This window comes from Microcoleus sp. LEGE 07076 (genome assembly GCF_015207455.1).
In the GTDB taxonomy this organism is placed as follows: Bacteria; Cyanobacteriota; Cyanobacteriia; order Cyanobacteriales; family Microcoleaceae; genus Microcoleus.
Window position 1 is genome coordinate 1 of the sequence record NZ_JADEWV010000131.1, and the last position, 17,631, is coordinate 17,631.

The window sequence follows — 17,631 nt, forward strand, 5'->3', positions numbered from 1 at the left end:
TGTAGGCGCAGGGGAATAGCAGGATGCCAGACCAGCCTACGAAGACGAAGCGATCGCGCTTGAGCCAGTCGTCGAGTACATCAAAGATGCCTCTTTCGGTCTGGGCGCGTCCGACTGCGATTGTCATTTACGCAAATCTCCAAATGGATATAATTACAGCGGGTTTTTCTCTAGTCATTAATCTCCTACCTTTGCCTCTGCTTAGCAGAAAACGAGTGGGATTATGAACAGAGTTTACTTTTCTTTACCGTATTCACAATTATAGAGGTAATTCTTTACAAAAGCAAGTGTTTCTTAAATAAGTTCCGGATATTTACTTGTCCCTGAAGTGGGGAAGTTCTCGACTAAACCCGGAATGGGAGCATCTGGGGCTTGGCAAAAAGCATTTTTTTATTTTAGCGATCGCGCGAGGGCTTTCGATCGCACAGATGCTCAGTCCGGAATCCGGGCACGCACGGGGCAGAACTCCTACAGAAACCGGATTTTTTCACAAAAATACTTCGTTACAGCCCGCCGCAACGGTAAAAAAACGGGTTTTTTGAGTCTTGATGCGTCCGGGACTGTCCTATATATATACTGAGGAGAGAGTTCCAAACTTAGGTTTTTAATACTATATGTTCAGCATTGACATCATTGTGAAGAATACGCCCGTCTCCTTGTCGGTGCAGCGGAAATTGGAGGAGGACGCTGCGACTGTTTACCAGCAGGTTCTGGATGCGATTGGCAACTCCCAACCGCAAATTTTGGAACTCACCTGCGAGAAAAATCCTGAGAAAAAGGTGGCTGTCGTCAGCAGCGAGATTTCTGGGGTGGTGGTTTCTCAGAAATCCGGGGCGTCATCTACGGGCAGATCCCCTGGTTTTGTCTCGATGTCGGCTGCAGAATGAGGGCTGGGGGTGTTGGTGCCGGTATGAATGAGTCAGCGGTTGCTGTGCGGGATTTGGGTTTTTGCTGGCCGTCGGGCGATCGAGTTTTGCAAGGTTGCTCTCTGGATGTACCCAAGGGTGAGTTTTGGATGCTTTTGGGCACTAACGGTAGTGGCAAATCTACGCTGCTGAGGCTGATGGCTGGGCTGCTGCACCCCCAATCGGGTAAAATTGACCTGGCTGGGCGGATTGGTTTTGTGTTCCAAAACCCGGATCACCAATTGGTGATGCCGACGGTGGGCGCGGATGTGGCTTTTGGTTTGGTGGAGGAAAAGCTTTCTAATCTTCAGGTGCGGGCTCGGGTGGCTGAGGCTTTGGAGGCTGTGAATTTGCTGGAGTTGCAGCGGCGGCCGATTTATGCTTTGAGTGGGGGCCAGAAACAGCGGATTGCGCTGGCTGGGGCGATCGCCCGTCACTGCGAAATTCTATTATTAGATGAACCGACGGCTTTGTTAGATCCTGATTCTCAGTTGGATTTGGTGGCGGCGGTGCAGCGGCTGGTGAAAAATCGGGGAATTACGGCTTTGTGGGTGACTCACCGTTTGGATGAGTTGAATTATTGTGATGGAGCTTTTTTGTTGGAGAAGGGCCAAGTTGTCGATCGGGGAGATCCGGCGCGTTTGAAGCAGCGGTTGATGCAAAGTCAGGATGTTTAGTCATTCGGCGATTGAAATCGCTTCTACAAAAACGAAGTCTGCCTCCGCAGACTAAGAGAATGGCTGCAGGCCAAATCAATCTCGCAATCCTCGATCGCGCAACCAAGCATTTGCCCAAATTGTATCGGCCTCTGACAGCGCTGGTATGAATTCCCAGTTGCGATAATCTATCTTCAGGTCATAACTTGCTATGTCGTAAATTTGAGTGAATAATTCCTGCAAGTTTATGACAGGTTCAGTATCGCCCGATCGCAGTGGTAAAGGAAAAGCAGGCAGCGGGTTCTGCACGTTAAAAGCGTACAAATCTGCTCTGGGACGGCGATTTCCCCGACACACCAAAACGCTATAGTGGCTTTCAATGTCATTGCCAATAACTGGCATTCTTTGACCGCGCCGCAATAAATCTATTTCAATTAAATGAGTGCGACTGGATAAAATTTCTTCTCGCTTTTCTTCGTACATTTGCCGCCCTTTTCCTGTGCGCTTATTGCTAGGCGAGAGGATTTCAATCAGGGTGATTAGTTCTTGGTTTCCTCTTTCTCTAATTTCTAAATAGCCTTCCCGAACCTGGTAGGGCATGGGAATATTTACTGTCAAGGGTTGTGTTGGTGGCGCTGCAACGGCTACGTTTGATGTGATTAATTCGGTTGTAGTTCTTGGCTGAATTACGTTTACGTCAGGAATGCCAATTGATAAATCATCATCAGCGGTTTCATAGATTCTCACTTCCAATGAGACTAAATACTTAGGACGCAGTTGGGGAGACAAAAATCTAAAAATTTCACTAATTAACAAGTGATGTAGGGCAGGCCAGAGTTCAGGATGCTCTAAATACGGGTCCATACCGGGGAAGGGAGATGGCATTGATGTGACTCCTTGACTCAAATCTATTTCTAGTTTAGTTGAATATTTCTGGAACAGGCATCTTGCCTGTTTCTTGGGCGGGCAAGATGCCCACCCCACAACATATTTTAATGTTTGTGGAACCGGCATCTTACCTGTTGTTCACACTTTTCAACGCTTAAACTTCGATCGCCAATTGCATCGGAATTGGAACGCTGTTTTCATCCAACACACACACCGCATTTACGAAAACAATTGTATGCGGGACTGCGGGCATTAAGCGGCGCAGTGCATTTAGGTAAGATTCGGCATCGGGGCGGCGGCTGAAACGGGCGACTGTTAACCGCTGACAGTTGGGGAGGTGGCGAATTATGCACCAAGGTTGAAGTCGATCGCGATAAGTGACTTGTTTTGGTATCATAGGAAAATCCTTCCCACTTTTGTGGGTGGTGAATGAAAGGCGATCGCTCTGCGACCTCAGAAATCAAGGGCGATCGCTTGTTTATAGTTTATATTCAACACGAATACTCGAGTGTTGTCAAGAGGGAATGGGACGAATTAGGCTGCGAGTTCGAGAATTTGCTCAAGAGAAGGGTTGGAATCTGACAGAAGTCTCCAAAAGAACAGGTATTCCATATACCACGATTATTACCTATGCGAACTCTCAAGGTATGGCAACTGTTGACTACACAGCTTTGGACAAGATGGCCCGTGCGTTCGATATTGCGATCGAGGATTTAGTGGAAATTCTGGAACAGTAAACTGATTTATCAGCGGGAAGATGGGGCTAATTCGGTTGCGGGTTCGAGAACTAGCTGAGGAAAAGGGTTGGACGCTGAAAGAAGTCTCTGACAGAACGGGTATTCCGTACAGTACGGTCAAAAATTACGCGCAAGCTCCCAAACTGGCAACGGTGGACTACACGGCTTTGCAGAAACTTGCTGAAGTCTTCGATTTGATGATCGAAGATTTGGTTGAGGTTTTGGAACGGTAAACTGATTTGTCAGTGGGAATATGGGATTAATTCGGTTGCGGGTGCCAGAACTAGCCCAAGAGAAGGGTTGGACGTTAAAAGAAGTTTCTGAGCGATCGGGCATTCCTTACAGTACGGTTAGAAGTTATGCCCATTCTCCCAAACTGGCAACTGTAGACTATACAGCTTTGAATAAGATGGCTCGTGTGTTTGATATTGCGATCGAAGATTTAGTTAGTGGAAATTTTGGAAGAATAGGCTGATTTCCTAAGAATGCAATTGGACGAATTAGGCTGAGAGTACGTTTTTGACAAGCAGACTTTACCTTTGTTAAATTCAAATTATGAAAGTTCAATCTATCAAGTTAAAGTATTTTAAGAAATTCAGAGAGCGAGAATTAGATTTCACCGATCCAGAAACTGGAATGGCACGAGACCTTATAGTTTTAATAGGGATGAATGGGACTGGCAAAACAAGTATTTTACAGGCAATAGCAGCAACATTGGGAGAGGCAACAGGTCGATTGCAGAAGCTTTCTGAATTGGAATGGCCGGGATTTAATTATGAATTGCTAGGGAGTAACTGGGGAAAGTTTGAACCAGACGTTACTCTAAAAATGCAATTTTCGTCTCCAGAGATCCACGCGGTTCGGGAGTTCCACCAAAAATTGCAAAATATCGGTCGCAATTTACCAGTTCCTCCTGCTGATAAACATATTGTGTCCCTTAAATGGCAAGGTGAGCGCGTTCAGGCAAACACTTCAAGTGAATTGTTTCAATTCAAAGGACGGGAATATGCTAAGCAACTCCTTAGAGCTGAAGGCTTTCAGGTGTTTAAACAAGTTGGGACAATTCTTTGGTACACAGAGCAGAGAACTTCTACCAGCCTAACTACTGAAAACCAGGATGAAAAAATTGAAATTACAGAAGATAATCTACGAGATCGCTTTTCAAAGTGGCGACAATTTCATCAGGATGTTGAAAGGGGAAGAATTAAGCAATTCCGACCCGGACAAAAGGACATATATGCTGAAATTGAGCAAGCTTATAAAGTTGTTTTCCCCGAACGTAGCTTTGATGGACCTGTTCCACGAGAAGGGATTGATGACATTCTGAGCGAACCCTGGTTTTATCTATATGATGGCAGAAACCAATATGAGATTTCTGAGATGTCTGGGGGCGAACGTGCTATATTTCCGATGATGATGGACTTTGCTAATTGGAATATTCATAATTCTGTGATCTTGATTGATGAAATTGAGCTGCACTTACATCCACCACTGCAACAAGCATTATTGAGAGCTTTGCCCAAGTTAGGCAAAAATAATCAATTCATTATTACAACTCACTCTGATTATATAGAGCAGCTAGTACCTGAAGCATACATTGTTCGTTTAGAGGAGTAACTATGAGTGTTGTTAGTAGTGGAAAAATACTTTTTTGTGAAGGAGCGCCCACCAGTTTAGACTATAAATTACTTAATACATTAGTTGATAGGATAACAGCTAATACCTGCACAATTGTTACTGTTGGGAGTAAGTTTACATTTTCAAAATTTGCCGAAGGATACTTTTCAGCGAGTCAAGCATTAGACCCGAAATACATTGTTTTCCTAGATCGGGATTTCGATGTTAAGCCAACTGATAACTGCCAGCTACTCCAAAGAGCAAATAAATCTGGCAATAAATCTATTTTTTTAAGTTATCGAACTTGTGTTGAAAATTATCTCTTAGATGCTAATTTAATTCACAATTATTGGGAAGAAAAGTACAATGAAAAGCAGGACAATCCAACTTCTACCTGGGGGCATAAAAATTCACCAGGAGTCGCTCGGATTTCAAAACTGATTGAAACTAGCGCCAGAAACTTGCAAGCTTACCAAGCTGTAAGATGGGCTTTGGGTGACTTGGTGAACCTGAGTGTAGCACGGGAACAACTCAAAACTACATGGACGAATAAAGGTAAACTACCTGAATCATTAATTTTGCAAGACTGCAAAATTAAAGCGTTAGAATTAGTCAATCAATTTAGACAGGCTGTTGAATTAGTTAGACCAGAACAATTGGAAGATAACCTTGTTGTCTATGAACAACTATTTGCACGAGAAGAATTTTGGACACAGAAGCAATACTTAATTTGGTTTAATGGCAAGGATATTCACAAGGAAATGCAGAGACAAGATTCTACATTTATTTCTCTAAGTTCATTTTTTGATTGGGCAATTCCTTACCTAGACATTAATCAGCATGACGACCTTATAGAACTAAAAACAAAAATCGAGGAGCTATAGTTTAATTAAGTATAGTCACTTACAACTTTAGATTTCCAATTTGAGACTGGCGATTTTCAAATCTAAAATTGGAAATCTAAAATTACCTTCGAGCGCCCTTTTCTCCTCCCTTACCTCATCTCATATCCAAACAAATTCGGATCGACTTCTCCCAAATTCAAATCGGCCAAACCGTACTCAGCCCAACGCCTTTCTACCATCGCCGCCACATCCGGATCTGACTCCAAAACTTCCCCCCATTCATGATCGGTTTCCGGCGGCATCTTCGTAGTAGCATCAATCCCCATTCTGCCTCCCAAACCAATCTTTTCACTCGCAAAATCTAACGTATCAAAAGGCGTATTCGGCAGAATAAATACATCCCGAACTGGATCGACTTTAGAACTAATTGCCCACACTACTTGACGCGGGTCGCGAATGTTGATACTTTTATCCACAACAATCACAAACTTAGTGTAAGTAAACTGCGGCAATGCACTCCAAAATGCTAAAGCAGCCCGGCGCGCTTGACCGGGATATGCTTTATCAATCGAGATAATTGCCGCTTTATAACTCAGCGCTTCCATCGGTAAGAAGAAATCGACAATTTCCGATACTTGCTGCCGCAAAATAGGGGTATAAATGCGGTTAAGGGCGATCGCCATCATCGCTTCTTCCTTCGGCGGCCGCCCGCTAAATGTCGTTAGATAAATCGGGTCTTTGCGGTGCGTCATGCAGTGGAACCGAACCAGCGGCGAATCTTCCACGCCGCCGTAATAACCCATGTGATCCCCAAAAGGCCCGTCGGGCAAAACTTCTCCCGGTGTAATCGTTCCTTCTAACACGATTTCCGAGTCCGCGGGTACTTCCAAATCTACTGTTTTGCACTTCGCCAATTGCACGCCGGAACCGCCATAAAGTCCGGCAAATAACCATTCGGATAAGTCTACAGGAATGGGGGTTGCTGCTGCGAGGATGATTAAAGGATCGACTCCTAGGGCGATCGCCACTTCTAGCTTTTTACCAGCCTGGGCCGCTTTCCGCAAGTGCCGCGCCCCTCCCCGCACCGATAACCAGTGAACAGTCATGGTATTTTTTGACTGCAACTGTAAGCGATAAACCCCCACATTCGGCGTGCCGGTTTCGCAATCTTTGGTAATTACCAAACCGAGGGTGATAATTTTGCCCGCGTCTCCCGGATAGGGGCGAATCATCGGGATTTTGTTCAAATCCACGCCTTCTCCTTCAAATACCACTTGCTGACAAGCTGGGAAAAAGTCGCGCCCCGGTTTGGCTTTCACTACGTCGAACAGGACTTTGCCAAATTCTATGGCTTGGGATATCTTTTTGGGCGGTTTTGGCTGTTGTAGCATTCCTAATTTTTTGCCGAGCTCTTCTAGTTCGATCGGCTTTTCCATGTTCATCGCCCAGCAAACTCGTTCTTCCGTACCCAAGAGGTTGATGGCTACAGGGAATTCGGCCCCTTTGACGTTTTCAAACAGCAAGCCAGGGCCGCCTTTTTGTAGCATTTGGTTGGAAATTTCGGCAATTTCGAGGTCGGAATCGACTAAAGCGCTAATCCGGCGCAGTTGTCCCCGTTCTTCGAGTAGTTTGAGGAATCCTCGCAAATCTCTAGCCATTTTTTTTAAGAATTGTTAAGTGTATTTATTTTATTATTAGCCCATCGGCAATCATAAAGTTAAGCTACGATCGTAAGTTAATGAAAAATCCCCGACGTTCGCCCGATCGATTTCGCCACCGCCGCCGTTCCCGCGCCTGGGGGGTCGATCCCTCCCAAGCTTGGCACCAACAAGGTTTTCGGTCTCGATCGCCCTTAAGCAGCGATTGCGGGGAAAGTACGATCGCCCCTAAAACTAGCGCAGAGTTCGATCGGGGGATAGCGATTTTGCTCTTAGATGCAGAAAATTTGAAACTTGACATTAATGCAGAAAAGTTTTTAGCCAGTTTGTGCGACTATTCCCTGCAAGTAAAAATTGCTTTTGCTAACTGGAAAAGTTCGAGTACGAGTAAGCTGGATGCCGAACTGTACGATCGCGGTTACGAACTAATTCACGTTCCGGGTGGCGCTAACAGCGCTGACGGTAAGATGATTGCCTTTGGTGCTGCTATTTTATATCGATATCGGGATGTGCGAGAAGTTTTTGTTTGTTCTTCGGACGGTTTGTTAAATCACCTTTGCAATCAACTACAAAATCAAGGATTGACAGTGTTTAGGGTGTTCCGTAAAAAAGCTGTGTTGTCTGTAGAAAATCGTCATAATGGCGATACTAATTACTATTCCTGCGATCGAGAAACGGAAATCCCTACTTTTGAAGAATTGGCAAATCAAGTTGCAGAGTTGTTAAAGGCAGAGTACCAATCTATCGACGAGCGGATAGCTCGGCTTTCTACTCTTGTTAAAATTTTTCAAGAGCGCCACGCACTCGATTTCAATTCTACAACTGACAGTGCAGCACTGTTGCATTCAGCAGAAAACGAAATTTCCTTGGCACTCAAAGAATTCGCAACTCCTCTGACCTCCCCTCAAAATATTGAATACCATAAAAATCCCGAAACAGTACCGGCTCAAGCAGTTGCTATTAATTCGTTAGACGCTTTAGAAAAGATACTTTTAATAATAATTGAGGCGGAAATAGTTCAATCGCAAGAATCTGCTATTTCTGTGGTAAAAATCAAGAAAACATTTTTTAATACATATCAGCATCATGCCGATACGATGGTCAAAAAGTTTTTGGCTAATTCCAGTTTAATAAAATTTTTGCAGTCGCGCCCTTCGGTGTTTCAAATGACATTGAACGGCAGCGAACATCAAGTGGCGATCGCCCGCAACTCTGCAGCATCAACAACTCATTCTTCTCCCGCACTGGAAGCGTCTGTAGTAAAAATTGTCAGAGGATTAACTGCTCAACATTCAGGTGGTTACATTTCTGTTACCCAGGTAGCATCTGAATTTCACAAGCAATACGGTCAACCAATTACTAAAAAACTGAAATCGCTGCATTTAGGTGGCAACTTTCTGGATTTTTTGCAGTCGTGTCAAACATTTAAAGTTAAGAAAAGTGGTAAAGAATATCAAGTGGCGATCGCCACTTCCCAGTTATCTTAATCTAAGATTAACCAAAACTTAAAATGGATTTAATTTTTTGACTCCAAATTTTAATAATTAAAAACTTAATCTGCTGTTAACCAAAATTTAAAACAAGCTTATTACTTCCCGTGTTTTTAGTTGGGGAATTCAGTCTATCCTATGGAAGAGATTTGCAAAGACTGCTATTAATCAATTGAGGACAAGGAGTTATGGTTTTCTTCACTAAAAGCTGGCGACGCGGCTTCATAGTTACGCTAGCGGTAGCAGCATTTTCACTCTCTTTGATTAGTTCTGCCGTAGCTGCGGTAACATTAAATGGTTCGGGGGCAACTTTCCCTAAGCCGCTGTACGATCGATATTTTTCACAAATGAGAAGTGCCACGGGCATTACTGTAAACTACGAAGGAACTGGCAGCGGTGCTGGCATCAAAGCATTAATTTCAGGTACTGTTGATTTTGCAGGCAGCGATGCCCTAATGAGTTCTGCACAAATCGCTCAGGTAAAGCGCGGGGTCATGGCAGTGCCGACAGCCGGCGGCGCAGTTGCAGTTGTCTACAACTTGCCCGGTGTCAACAATGTCAGGCTTAGTGCCAATGCGATGAAAGGTATTTTTGAAGGCAAAATCACCCGCTGGAATGACCCGCAAATAGCAGGAATTTCTGGACAAGCTAAAAATTTGCCAAACACTGCAATTCGAGTAGTTGTACGGGCAGACAGCAGCGGTACAAGCTTTATTTTTAGCAACCACTTGCAGGCGATCGGCAGTAGCATCAAAGGTGCCGCTCAACCGAGTTGGCCCGGAGGCCCTCTCAGCGGTCAAGGAAACCCAGGTGTAGCTGGTTTGGTTAAACAAACAGCGGGTGCAATTGGCTACGTTCAAGATACTTATGCTCGCCAAAACAAGCTCCAAACGGCATTTATTCAAAATAAAAAAGGTCGCTTTGTAGATGCCAATTTGGCAGAAGCTGAAAAAGCTTTCTCAGGAGAAGCCTTCCCGGCAGATTTCCGCTTGGTGGAAGGGAATCCCAACGATGGATATCCGATTGTTGGTTTGACTTGGCTGTTAATCTACAAACAGTATCCTGCAGCCAAAGCAGATGCTATTAAAAAGATGGTTAATTGGGTGATGACTACAGGCCAAGGTATCAACAAACAGTTAGAGTATACCTCAATTCCGCAAGGGACAGCTCAAAAAGTGATTCAAACAGTGAATCAGAGTGTGGTTGCTAGAGGTTAATTCTCACTGTTCCAACTTATGAGTTTTGAGTTCAATGTAGGGAGCAAAACTCATAAATTACAGAGCTTTGGTGCGAATTGTACACCTTATTTATGAAACTTACGCACGGGGGTCAGAAACCGGGTTTTTTTACGAAAAGACGCGCTGTAGTCAGCAGATTACGTAAAAAACCCGGTTTCTTTGTCGGAGTGCGTAAAGCCTGAATTTCTCAATTCAATATTTCCCTGTTTACGCCATAACTCGGTATGACCAATTCTTCAAAGAAACCAAAAAAATTGACTCGGAAGCCGGCAGCAATCAACACCCACGTAGATTTGACTGATACTAATGGTGAAGGTTTGTGGCTGGAGTCGGGATTTACAATATTTGTATGGGCTTTTGCTTTAGTGACGGCGGGCACGCTGTTCTGGATGAGCTGGATAATTTTTAAGGATGCTTGGCCCGCTATTAGCAAATTTGGACTTGAGTTTTTGTGGAATCCCAAATGGGATATCGGAGAGTTACAGTTCGGTGCTTTGCCGTTTATTTACGGTACTGCAATCAGTTCCGCGATCGCCATTATTATTGCAATTCCTTTAGGACTTTCTGTAGCTATCGTTACTAGCGAGAACTTTTTGCCAATTTGGGTGCGATCGCCCTTGGGATTCATGGTTGAATTAATCTCAGCCATTCCCAGCGTCATCGTTGGACTTTGGGGAATCTTTGTTTTAATTCCCTTTCTGCTGCCTTTACAGCAGTCCCTGTTCAAAAATTTTAGTTGGTTTCCCCTGTTCAGCAGCGAACCCTTCGGACCGGGAATGCTGCCCGCTGGCATACTTTTATCAATTATGATTTTGCCCACAGTCGCCGCTATCAGCCGCGATGTACTGCTATCAGTTCCAATAGATTTGCGGAGTGCTTCCATGTCCCTCGGTGCCACCCGCTGGGAAACCATATTTAAGCTGTTATTACCAGCAGCAAGTTCAGGAATTATCGGCGCGACTATCTTAGCCTTGGGACGCGCTTTGGGCGAAACAATGGCCGTGACAATGGTAATTGGCAACTCAATTCAAATCAACAAATCCATCTTAGCTCCCGGCTACTCAATTCCCGCAGTTTTGGCAAGTCAATTTCGAGAAGCTCAAGAAGAACTGCACATCGGCGCTTTAATGTATTTAGCCCTAATTTTATTTGTCATCACCCTACTCGTGAACGCAGTCGCAGTCTTGCTAGTTCAGCTAATCAGCGTTAAGCAAGCTAAAAATTAAGCGGAACGATCGGCAGCCACAATCTAAAATACCCAATCTAAAATGTAAAATAGCATGACACAAGCACAAAATTCAAACAGTATTCTGGATGCAGAAATATATAACTCCCTGTCGCTGAGCAGAAATTTTTTCAGCCGGGGAATGACAGTTATTTCCTTCGCACTCACAGCTCTTGCCCTGCTGCCTTTGTTCGCTATTTTGTACAAAATTTTAGGAGAAGGAATTACACATTTGAGCTGGGAAGTGCTAGTGTCTCTCCCCGCGCCCGTCGGAGTTGAAGACCAGCCCAACGGCTTTGCTAATGCGATTCTCGGCACAGTTTTAATGGTAGGAATTGCAACCTTAATTAGCGTGCCTATCGGCGTGATGACGGGAATATTTATGTCAGAATTTGGTAGAGAAAACAAGGAGGTTGCCAATACCATTCGCTTTATTACCGTCATTCTCAGCAGCGTTCCCTCAATAGTTGTCGGCGTATTTGCTTACGCTTTAATTGTCATTACAACTAAAGCATTCTCAGGATTTGCAGGCGGTTTCGCCCTCGGTATTATCATGCTTCCAGTTGTCGCATTAACAACAGAACAAGCATTAAAATTAGTGCCTGCTTCTTACCGTCTCGCTTCTGCTGGTTTGGGAGGCGGCCGCTTTCAAACTATTTTTCGGATTATTATTCCCTCAGCACTCCCGACTATTACCACAGGCGTTTTACTAGCAGCTTCCCGCGCCGCCGGCGAAACTGCACCCCTAATTGTGACTGCTTTGTCGAGCCAATTTTGGCCTCCTCTAGTTGAGAAGTTGGGCGAGATAGTTCAGTCTCCTGTTGGCGCCGAGACTCTCTCAAAAATCAAAGAAATTCCCGAGACACTGCTGACTCCAACTCCTTCTATGTCAGTATTAATATACAGTTATGCCAGCTCTCCTTACAAAGAGCAGAACGAATTGGCGTGGACTGCTGCCTCTGTCCTTTTGGGTATGGTTTTGGTTACTAGCTTAGCCTCCCGCGCCGTCACTAGCAAGCGCTTGCAAGATAGGTAAATTGCGTGGGAATGAAGAAGGAAGAAGGAAGAAGGAAGAAAACAACTATCTGTATATTTGTGACTTCGGAAATCAGTGCATAGCTATCAAGACAAACTAAATCAGACCATCGGGTAAATTTCTGCATCTAAAAATCTCCAACCCACACTAAAAAAACTGCAAATAATGAAACCCAAAACTAACTTAAAACCTGAAAAATATAGCGACAAATTTCTGGAAGATGAGACTCCGGAAATCGACCCCAATGCTATACCAGCCCTGCGGGTTCAGGACTTGAGTTTTTACTACGGAACTCATAAAGTTCTAGAAAATATATCGATGAATATCCCTCACCCGCAAGTTACGGCGATTATCGGCCCTTCAGGTTGCGGGAAATCAACGTTTCTTAAAGCTCTCAACCGCATTGGCGAATTGGAGGGAAAAATTCAAATCCAAGGAAGGGTTGAGTTTTTTGGACAGGATATTTACCATCCGAAGGTAAATATTAATAGTTTGCGCCGCCAAATTGGCATGGTGTTTCAAAGACCAAATCCTTTTCCGCTGAGCATTTACGATAATATTGCTTACGGAGTGCGAATCTTTGGTCGCAAAAGCAAAGCTGAGTTAGATGAAATTGTGGAATTTGCCCTGAAAAGTGCGGCGCTTTGGGATGAGGTGAAAGACAATTTGAAGAAGTCGGCGCAGGGAATTTCGGGGGGACAGCAGCAGCGACTTTGTATTGCTCGTGCTTTGGCTGTGAAGCCAAAAATTTTGCTGATGGATGAGCCTTGTTCTGCTCTGGATCCGATTTCTACTATGAAGATTGAGGAGTTATTTCAGACTCTGCGGCAGCAGTTAACTGTGGTGATTGTAACGCACAATATGCAGCAGGCGGCTCGGGTTTCTGATTATACGGCTTTCTTTAATACTGATGAAAGCCGCATCGGGCGCATGGTGGAATTTGGACCTACAAGCCGACTTTTTACTTCTGCAAGCGATCCGAGTACGAGGGATTACATTCAAGGTCGCTTCGGTTAATACTTAAATTGCAGCATCTCAGTTTTGTATTTTATAGTGCGAGTTCGCAATTTTTTGCTTGCTTTTATAATCTAGCAAGCACTTGCGAACTCACACTAAAAGAAAAAATACTTTTTGCAAAAGCGAGATGCAGTATACCCCTATTCTTCAAGAACTCCCGAAAAACAACAGGTTTCTCGGTACTTGTGCGGATCTATTCAACTAGCTGTAAATAGCTACAATTGATGTTATTGAAGCTATCACTTCTCCTCACGACTCAAACACAACACTAACCAATGGTCAGCTTGGTCGAGCAATTTAATTACATTTTCAAACCCGTTTTTACTTGTTCGACAACCAAAGCTTAGCGCCACGCGCGGCATTTGCCACATCGCGGACTAAGGGTACGTAGTCATACCAGGCACTCGCATGAATATCGCTGCGAGAACTGCGTTGCCAGCCTAAATTTGGTTCTGCAATCAGGGTTGTGATATCTGGGTTTTGGGCACGGAAGGTCGAATAGGCGCCGTCTACGTGCATGGGCCCGCCATCGGGATGTCCGCTGGGACGCTGTTGCACTTGTTCTAGAAAAGCTATTAGCCGATCGAGAATTTGTCCGTTTACACCATAGAAATGGGCGTTTTGAATCCCCAGAGTGTATGGTTTTAACAGCACTGCTGCTTCAGCCGACGGCCCCTTCGTATCTACTTTTGGTAAATTACGATCCGTCAAATAATACCCAAAGTACACCATCCCCCAATCCTGCCCTTGCAGTTGTTCGATTAACGCCGATTGCTGAGCGATTAGGGTTTTAGAAATTACTAAATCATCTTCCATCACCAAAACGTTTGACAAGTTTTGCTGTCTGGCGTGTTTCAAAATGCTCAAGTGGCCCTGGAAGCAGCCTCACACTCCGATACTAGGGAATTCACCCGCCGTCTCTGGACGAATCGCCGGGAAAATCTCAACACTATTCGGTGCCAAGGAAATCCCCGCATTGGCAAGTTCCTTGGTAATGTCACGGCGGCGATCCTGGCGCTCTGGCAAATTCACCACGTAAGTCCGTTCAAAAAATTCCGTTAGTTTCATAAATTATGATACTTGTAACCGTTATATCTCCAACATCTTATATATCCTAAACGGTAACTACAAAATAATCTTGTTCACCAGGAGCGATCGACGGTGGTTTCCTACATAATATCTAAGTGAAATCCGGATTACAATGTGGAACCATTGAGTTTTTTTATACCACCAATCAGGATAATGAAAAGTTTTCCAGCCAGCCAAATTGTTCGCAAGGCTTACAGATAACCATTAAGTTTGGCAACAAGCTATCCAAAAAGAAACCGGGTTTCCGAACTCCGCAGGAAAGTGCTGAACAATAAACATGATGGTGTCCCCAGCTACATATTTGTATTAAACTTACCTTAGTGTAATTATGTCTCCCTCTCTGTTAAAGCCAGAATTAGGTGTTTTCGGTGCAACTCTCATGGGCCTCGGCTCGATTGTGGGCACGGGAGTATTTGTGAGTATCGGGATAGCGACGGAAATTGCGGGGGCGGGAGTGATTTGGGCTGTGGCTGTTGCTGCTTTAGTTGGTGTGTGCAATGGTCTTAACAGCGCTCAATTGGCGGCGAGTCACCCTGTTAGTGGCGGTACTTATGAATATGGTTACAAATATCTCAATCCTTGGCTGGGTTTTACTGCAGGGTGGATGTTTGTGTTAGCTAAAACGGCTTCGGCTGCTACTGCTGCTTTGGGTTTTGCGGGATATTTTTTAAGTGCAGTTGGTGTAGCCGATCGCACTTATCTCATCCTAACAGCTTTGGTTGCCCTGGCCGCCCTAACTTTAATCGTCTTGACCGGCATCAGGCGATCGAACATCGCCAATACTGTCACAGTCTCAGTTACACTCTTATCTCTGACTGTCTTTATCGCTGCTGGTTTACCAGAAATCAGATGGGAAATAGCTACTGTACAAAATGATAGTTCGATCGGCTCCATCCTCCACGCCACCGCCCTAATGTTTGTCGCCTACACCGGTTACGGCCGCATCGCCACAATGAGCGAAGAAGTGCGGGAACCGAGTAAAACCATTCCCAAAGCCATAATTTTTACTTTGGTGCTGACAATGCTGCTTTACATGGCGGTAGCAATAGTTGTCGCAGGCGCGGGGGGAGCAGATAAATTGTCCCTACAAACAGGCGACACGGCTGCACCCTTGGAAGTCCTCGCCCGCAGTTTCCCCACTCCCGGAGTTTCTCAACTGCTAGCTGTCGGCGCAATTACTGCCATGCTGGGAGTCTTGTTGAACCTAATTTTAGGCTTGTCGCGCGTCTGGCTGGCGATGGGGCGGCGTCTGGATATGCCCAGAGTCTTAACGCAGCTGAATCCTTCGCAGACAACGCCTTATGTAGCTGTGGTGGTTGTGGAAATTACGATCGCACTTTTAATCCTCGTCGGCAATGTTAAAATCACTTGGTCTTTCAGCGCCTTTAACGTTCTGATATATTATGCCATCACCAACCTCGCCGCGCTGCGGCTTCCCCCCGCCCAAAGACTTTACCCCAAGTGGCTGGCTTGGGTGGGATTGGCTGCGTGTCTGTTTCTGGCTTTTTGGGTAGAGAGGCAAATTTGGCTGACAGGATTGGCGTTAATTGCTGTCGGTTTAATTTTGCGGGCGATCGTCCGGCAGCCGGCAAGAAACTAACATTATGATAGATTGAGACACCATCCCGCATTGTAGAGGGCCATGCCCGATCGAACTCCCTTACCAGCGACTCAAGAATCCGTCGCAGTCAGCGCCATCAGTCGCTATATCGCTCAAACACTAACTTCCATTCACGAACAACATCCCGAATGGATAGCTGAAAAATACAGGAAAACCCCCTGGGCAAAACCTGAATTTCAGTTAATTTTGATGGCAAAATTGACCAAAACTTTCAAAGTAGCCAGCGATACAAATTCCCTGCTACAGACAGCCAAAAACTATCTCCAAATTCTGCTGATTCCACAATTCATTAATTCACCTCAATTCAGCAAATTATTTGCCAAAATTCAGCAGCTAGCCACACCCCAAACAGCACCAGCCCCATCACAAAACTCAATTTCCCCAAAACCTCCAACTCCCACCGCCAATCAAACAAATTCGCTTCCAGTCGGCATCGCCATCTTGTTGCTAGATGTCGAAAACTTACAACTCACCATCGAAACCGAAAAATTCCTAGAGGGAATTTGCCACTATCCCATCCAAATCAAAGTTGCCTTTGCCAACTGGCGCAGCATGGGCAAAAAAGATGCCGAATTTCACCAGCGCGGCTATCAACTGATTCACGTCCCCCCCGGCAAAGACAGCGCCGACTTAAAAATGGCTACAGTCGGCGCATCGATTTTCGTACATTATCCCACAGCAAAAGAGATTTTTGTCTGTTCGTCCGATCGCGCCCTCACCCACCTCAGCAATACACTTCAAGCCCACGGATTAACCGTATTTCAAGTCCGCAAGCAAATAGATAAAATCATAGTTTTAAACAGCAAAACCGGGCAAATAGAAACCCATTCCCTCGTAACCTTACCGGAAATCACACCCCTAGAACAATTAGTTATTCAGCTCAAAGAATTAATCAAAAAAGAGCAACAGCGCACCTCATCTCAGTGGATAAAAATTTCTACAGTCTCAGCTTTATTTAAAGAAAATTACGGTTTAGCCCTGAATCAATTGGCAGAAAAACATTTGCTAGGCAATAAAACCAGAGAGATATTCCTCAAATATCCGACCGAGTTTGTTCTCCACAAACCCTCAGAAAAATTTCAAACTTATGTCACCATTTTTGAAGTTAAATTGCCCCCCCAGCCGCCAATACTTAATAACAAAGAAAATTCAAATAACACCCAAGCAGCAGCACCTGCAAAATTGACAGACATTAATTCTCTCGAAGACTTGGAAACAGCTCTCGTCAAAATAGTTAGCGACTTAACCGGCAACTCTCCTGATAATTCTGTATTTCTCTCCAATCTAGGCAGCGAATTTCACAGACAGTACGGCAAACAAATTACCCAAATAATTAAAGAATTTAACATCGGTAGAAAATTTCCTAAATTCTTGCAATCCTGCGCTTCTCTCCAGCTCAAAAAAACAGAAAAAGGCTGGCAAGTTTCTCTAAAATAATTATTGGTTATTGGTTATTGGTTATTGGTTATTGGTTATTGGTTATTGGTTATTGGTTATTGGTTATTGGTTATTGGTTATTGGTTATTGGTTATTGGTTATTGGTTATTTGTTCCCCAATTTCCAATTCCCAATTCCCAATTCCCAATCCCCAATTCCCAATTCCCAATCC

Annotated in this window: 19 protein-coding genes and 1 pseudogene; 14 read left to right on the forward strand and 6 right to left on the reverse strand. The window is 44.5% G+C overall.

The window, feature by feature from the left end:
* Positions 1-127: pseudogene (locus tag IQ270_RS19980) on the reverse strand (photosystem II D2 protein (photosystem q(a) protein)); the annotation flags it as partial.
* 487 nt (positions 128-614) lie between these two features.
* Here IQ270_RS19980 and IQ270_RS19985 point away from each other — a divergent pair.
* Both IQ270_RS19985 and IQ270_RS19990 read left to right on the forward strand, forming a co-directional pair.
* Positions 615-887, forward strand: a complete 273-nt coding sequence (locus tag IQ270_RS19985) for a hypothetical protein (RefSeq protein ID WP_193974916.1) — start codon at positions 615-617, stop codon at positions 885-887.
* 23 nt (positions 888-910) lie between these two features.
* Positions 911-1,582, forward strand: a complete 672-nt coding sequence (locus IQ270_RS19990; protein ID WP_228056536.1) for an energy-coupling factor ABC transporter ATP-binding protein — start codon at positions 911-913, stop codon at positions 1,580-1,582.
* A 75-nt stretch (positions 1,583-1,657) separates the two neighbouring features.
* On the opposite strand, the gene IQ270_RS19995 is transcribed toward IQ270_RS19990, so the two are convergent.
* Positions 1,658-2,446, reverse strand: a complete 789-nt coding sequence (locus IQ270_RS19995) for a DUF4058 family protein (protein WP_193974943.1) — start codon at positions 2,444-2,446, stop codon at positions 1,658-1,660.
* A gap of 157 nt (positions 2,447-2,603) precedes the next feature.
* On the reverse strand, positions 2,604-2,846 hold the full coding sequence (locus IQ270_RS20000; protein WP_193974920.1) for a hypothetical protein: 243 nt from the start codon (positions 2,844-2,846) through the stop codon (positions 2,604-2,606).
* Between the two features lie 127 nt (positions 2,847-2,973).
* On the opposite strand from IQ270_RS20000, the gene IQ270_RS20005 reads away from it, so the two are divergent.
* The 5 genes from IQ270_RS20005 (at position 2,974) to IQ270_RS20025 (ending at position 5,687) form a co-directional block, all read left to right on the forward strand.
* Positions 2,974-3,186 (forward strand): helix-turn-helix transcriptional regulator, encoded by a 213-nt coding sequence (locus tag IQ270_RS20005; RefSeq protein WP_193974922.1) that lies wholly within the window; start codon positions 2,974-2,976, stop codon positions 3,184-3,186.
* 20 nt (positions 3,187-3,206) lie between these two features.
* Positions 3,207-3,419, forward strand: coding sequence for a helix-turn-helix domain-containing protein (locus IQ270_RS20010; protein WP_193974924.1), 213 nt, complete (start codon positions 3,207-3,209; stop codon positions 3,417-3,419).
* Between the two features lie 20 nt (positions 3,420-3,439).
* Positions 3,440-3,661, forward strand: coding sequence for a helix-turn-helix transcriptional regulator (locus IQ270_RS20015; RefSeq protein WP_193974925.1), 222 nt, complete (start codon positions 3,440-3,442; stop codon positions 3,659-3,661).
* A gap of 80 nt (positions 3,662-3,741) precedes the next feature.
* Complete coding sequence (locus tag IQ270_RS20020) at positions 3,742-4,803, forward strand: AAA family ATPase (protein ID WP_193974927.1); 1,062 nt, start codon at positions 3,742-3,744, stop codon at positions 4,801-4,803.
* A gap of 2 nt (positions 4,804-4,805) precedes the next feature.
* Positions 4,806-5,687, forward strand: a complete 882-nt coding sequence (locus tag IQ270_RS20025) for a DUF4435 domain-containing protein (RefSeq protein ID WP_193974929.1) — start codon at positions 4,806-4,808, stop codon at positions 5,685-5,687.
* A 110-nt stretch (positions 5,688-5,797) separates the two neighbouring features.
* Here IQ270_RS20025 and IQ270_RS20030 read toward each other — a convergent pair whose 3' ends face one another.
* Entirely contained in the window at positions 5,798-7,306 is a 1,509-nt protein-coding gene (locus IQ270_RS20030; RefSeq protein ID WP_193974931.1) for a UbiD family decarboxylase, read from the reverse strand.
* Positions 7,307-7,386: 80 nt separating this feature from the next.
* Between IQ270_RS20030 and IQ270_RS20035 the strand changes: the two genes are divergently transcribed.
* From IQ270_RS20035 to pstB, 5 genes are all read left to right on the forward strand, one after another.
* Positions 7,387-8,793 carry an NYN domain-containing protein gene (locus IQ270_RS20035; RefSeq protein WP_193974933.1) on the forward strand — a complete coding sequence of 469 codons (1,407 nt, stop codon included), beginning with the start codon at positions 7,387-7,389 and terminating at the stop codon, positions 8,791-8,793.
* Between the two features lie 191 nt (positions 8,794-8,984).
* Complete coding sequence (gene pstS / locus IQ270_RS20040) at positions 8,985-10,013, forward strand: phosphate ABC transporter substrate-binding protein PstS (protein WP_193974935.1); 1,029 nt, start codon at positions 8,985-8,987, stop codon at positions 10,011-10,013.
* 245 nt (positions 10,014-10,258) lie between these two features.
* On the forward strand, positions 10,259-11,260 hold the full coding sequence (gene pstC, locus IQ270_RS20045) for a phosphate ABC transporter permease subunit PstC (RefSeq protein WP_193974937.1): 1,002 nt from the start codon (positions 10,259-10,261) through the stop codon (positions 11,258-11,260).
* Positions 11,261-11,314: 54 nt separating this feature from the next.
* A complete protein-coding gene (gene pstA, locus IQ270_RS20050) occupies positions 11,315-12,295 on the forward strand; it encodes a phosphate ABC transporter permease PstA (protein WP_193974938.1) in 981 nt (326 codons plus the stop codon).
* A 165-nt stretch (positions 12,296-12,460) separates the two neighbouring features.
* Complete coding sequence (pstB, locus tag IQ270_RS20055) at positions 12,461-13,312, forward strand: phosphate ABC transporter ATP-binding protein PstB (RefSeq protein WP_228056537.1); 852 nt, start codon at positions 12,461-12,463, stop codon at positions 13,310-13,312.
* 321 nt (positions 13,313-13,633) lie between these two features.
* On the opposite strand, the gene IQ270_RS20060 is transcribed toward pstB, so the two are convergent.
* Together IQ270_RS20060 and IQ270_RS31260 are read right to left on the reverse strand one after the other, a co-directional pair.
* Positions 13,634-14,170: a hypothetical protein gene (locus IQ270_RS20060; protein ID WP_228056538.1), complete on the reverse strand. Its 537-nt coding sequence runs from the start codon at positions 14,168-14,170 to the stop codon at positions 13,634-13,636.
* Between the two features lie 27 nt (positions 14,171-14,197).
* The gene (locus tag IQ270_RS31260) at positions 14,198-14,380 is read right to left on the reverse strand and encodes a hypothetical protein (protein WP_228056539.1); all 183 of its coding nucleotides are present in this window, start codon (positions 14,378-14,380) and stop codon (positions 14,198-14,200) included.
* A 349-nt stretch (positions 14,381-14,729) separates the two neighbouring features.
* Between IQ270_RS31260 and IQ270_RS20065 the strand changes: the two genes are divergently transcribed.
* Both IQ270_RS20065 and IQ270_RS20070 read left to right on the forward strand, forming a co-directional pair.
* Entirely contained in the window at positions 14,730-16,001 is a 1,272-nt protein-coding gene (locus IQ270_RS20065) for an APC family permease (RefSeq protein ID WP_193974940.1), read from the forward strand.
* Between the two features lie 42 nt (positions 16,002-16,043).
* Positions 16,044-17,459, forward strand: coding sequence for an OST-HTH/LOTUS domain-containing protein (locus IQ270_RS20070; protein WP_193974942.1), 1,416 nt, complete (start codon positions 16,044-16,046; stop codon positions 17,457-17,459).
* The last annotated feature ends 172 nt before the right edge of the window (positions 17,460-17,631 follow it).

Bases quoted from the DNA above. Each gene is read 5' to 3' on its own strand.
- IQ270_RS19985 (WP_193974916.1), top strand. From the start codon at position 615: ATGTTCAGCATTGACATCATTGTGAAGAATACGCCCGTCTCCTTGTCG.
- IQ270_RS19990 (WP_228056536.1), top strand. From the start codon at position 911: ATGAATGAGTCAGCGGTTGCTGTGCGGGATTTGGGTTTTTGCTGGCCG.
- IQ270_RS19995 (WP_193974943.1), bottom strand. From the start codon at position 2,446: ATGCCATCTCCCTTCCCCGGTATGGACCCGTATTTAGAGCATCCTGAA.
- IQ270_RS20000 (WP_193974920.1), bottom strand. From the start codon at position 2,846: ATGATACCAAAACAAGTCACTTATCGCGATCGACTTCAACCTTGGTGC.
- IQ270_RS20005 (WP_193974922.1), top strand. From the start codon at position 2,974: ATGGGACGAATTAGGCTGCGAGTTCGAGAATTTGCTCAAGAGAAGGGT.
- IQ270_RS20010 (WP_193974924.1), top strand. From the start codon at position 3,207: ATGGGGCTAATTCGGTTGCGGGTTCGAGAACTAGCTGAGGAAAAGGGT.
- IQ270_RS20015 (WP_193974925.1), top strand. From the start codon at position 3,440: ATGGGATTAATTCGGTTGCGGGTGCCAGAACTAGCCCAAGAGAAGGGT.
- IQ270_RS20020 (WP_193974927.1), top strand. From the start codon at position 3,742: ATGAAAGTTCAATCTATCAAGTTAAAGTATTTTAAGAAATTCAGAGAG.
- IQ270_RS20025 (WP_193974929.1), top strand. From the start codon at position 4,806: ATGAGTGTTGTTAGTAGTGGAAAAATACTTTTTTGTGAAGGAGCGCCC.
- IQ270_RS20030 (WP_193974931.1), bottom strand. From the start codon at position 7,306: ATGGCTAGAGATTTGCGAGGATTCCTCAAACTACTCGAAGAACGGGGA.
- IQ270_RS20035 (WP_193974933.1), top strand. From the start codon at position 7,387: ATGAAAAATCCCCGACGTTCGCCCGATCGATTTCGCCACCGCCGCCGT.
- pstS (WP_193974935.1), top strand. From the start codon at position 8,985: ATGGTTTTCTTCACTAAAAGCTGGCGACGCGGCTTCATAGTTACGCTA.
- pstC (WP_193974937.1), top strand. From the start codon at position 10,259: ATGACCAATTCTTCAAAGAAACCAAAAAAATTGACTCGGAAGCCGGCA.
- pstA (WP_193974938.1), top strand. From the start codon at position 11,315: ATGACACAAGCACAAAATTCAAACAGTATTCTGGATGCAGAAATATAT.
- pstB (WP_228056537.1), top strand. From the start codon at position 12,461: ATGAAACCCAAAACTAACTTAAAACCTGAAAAATATAGCGACAAATTT.
- IQ270_RS31260 (WP_228056539.1), bottom strand. From the start codon at position 14,380: ATGAAACTAACGGAATTTTTTGAACGGACTTACGTGGTGAATTTGCCA.
- IQ270_RS20065 (WP_193974940.1), top strand. From the start codon at position 14,730: ATGTCTCCCTCTCTGTTAAAGCCAGAATTAGGTGTTTTCGGTGCAACT.
- IQ270_RS20070 (WP_193974942.1), top strand. From the start codon at position 16,044: ATGCCCGATCGAACTCCCTTACCAGCGACTCAAGAATCCGTCGCAGTC.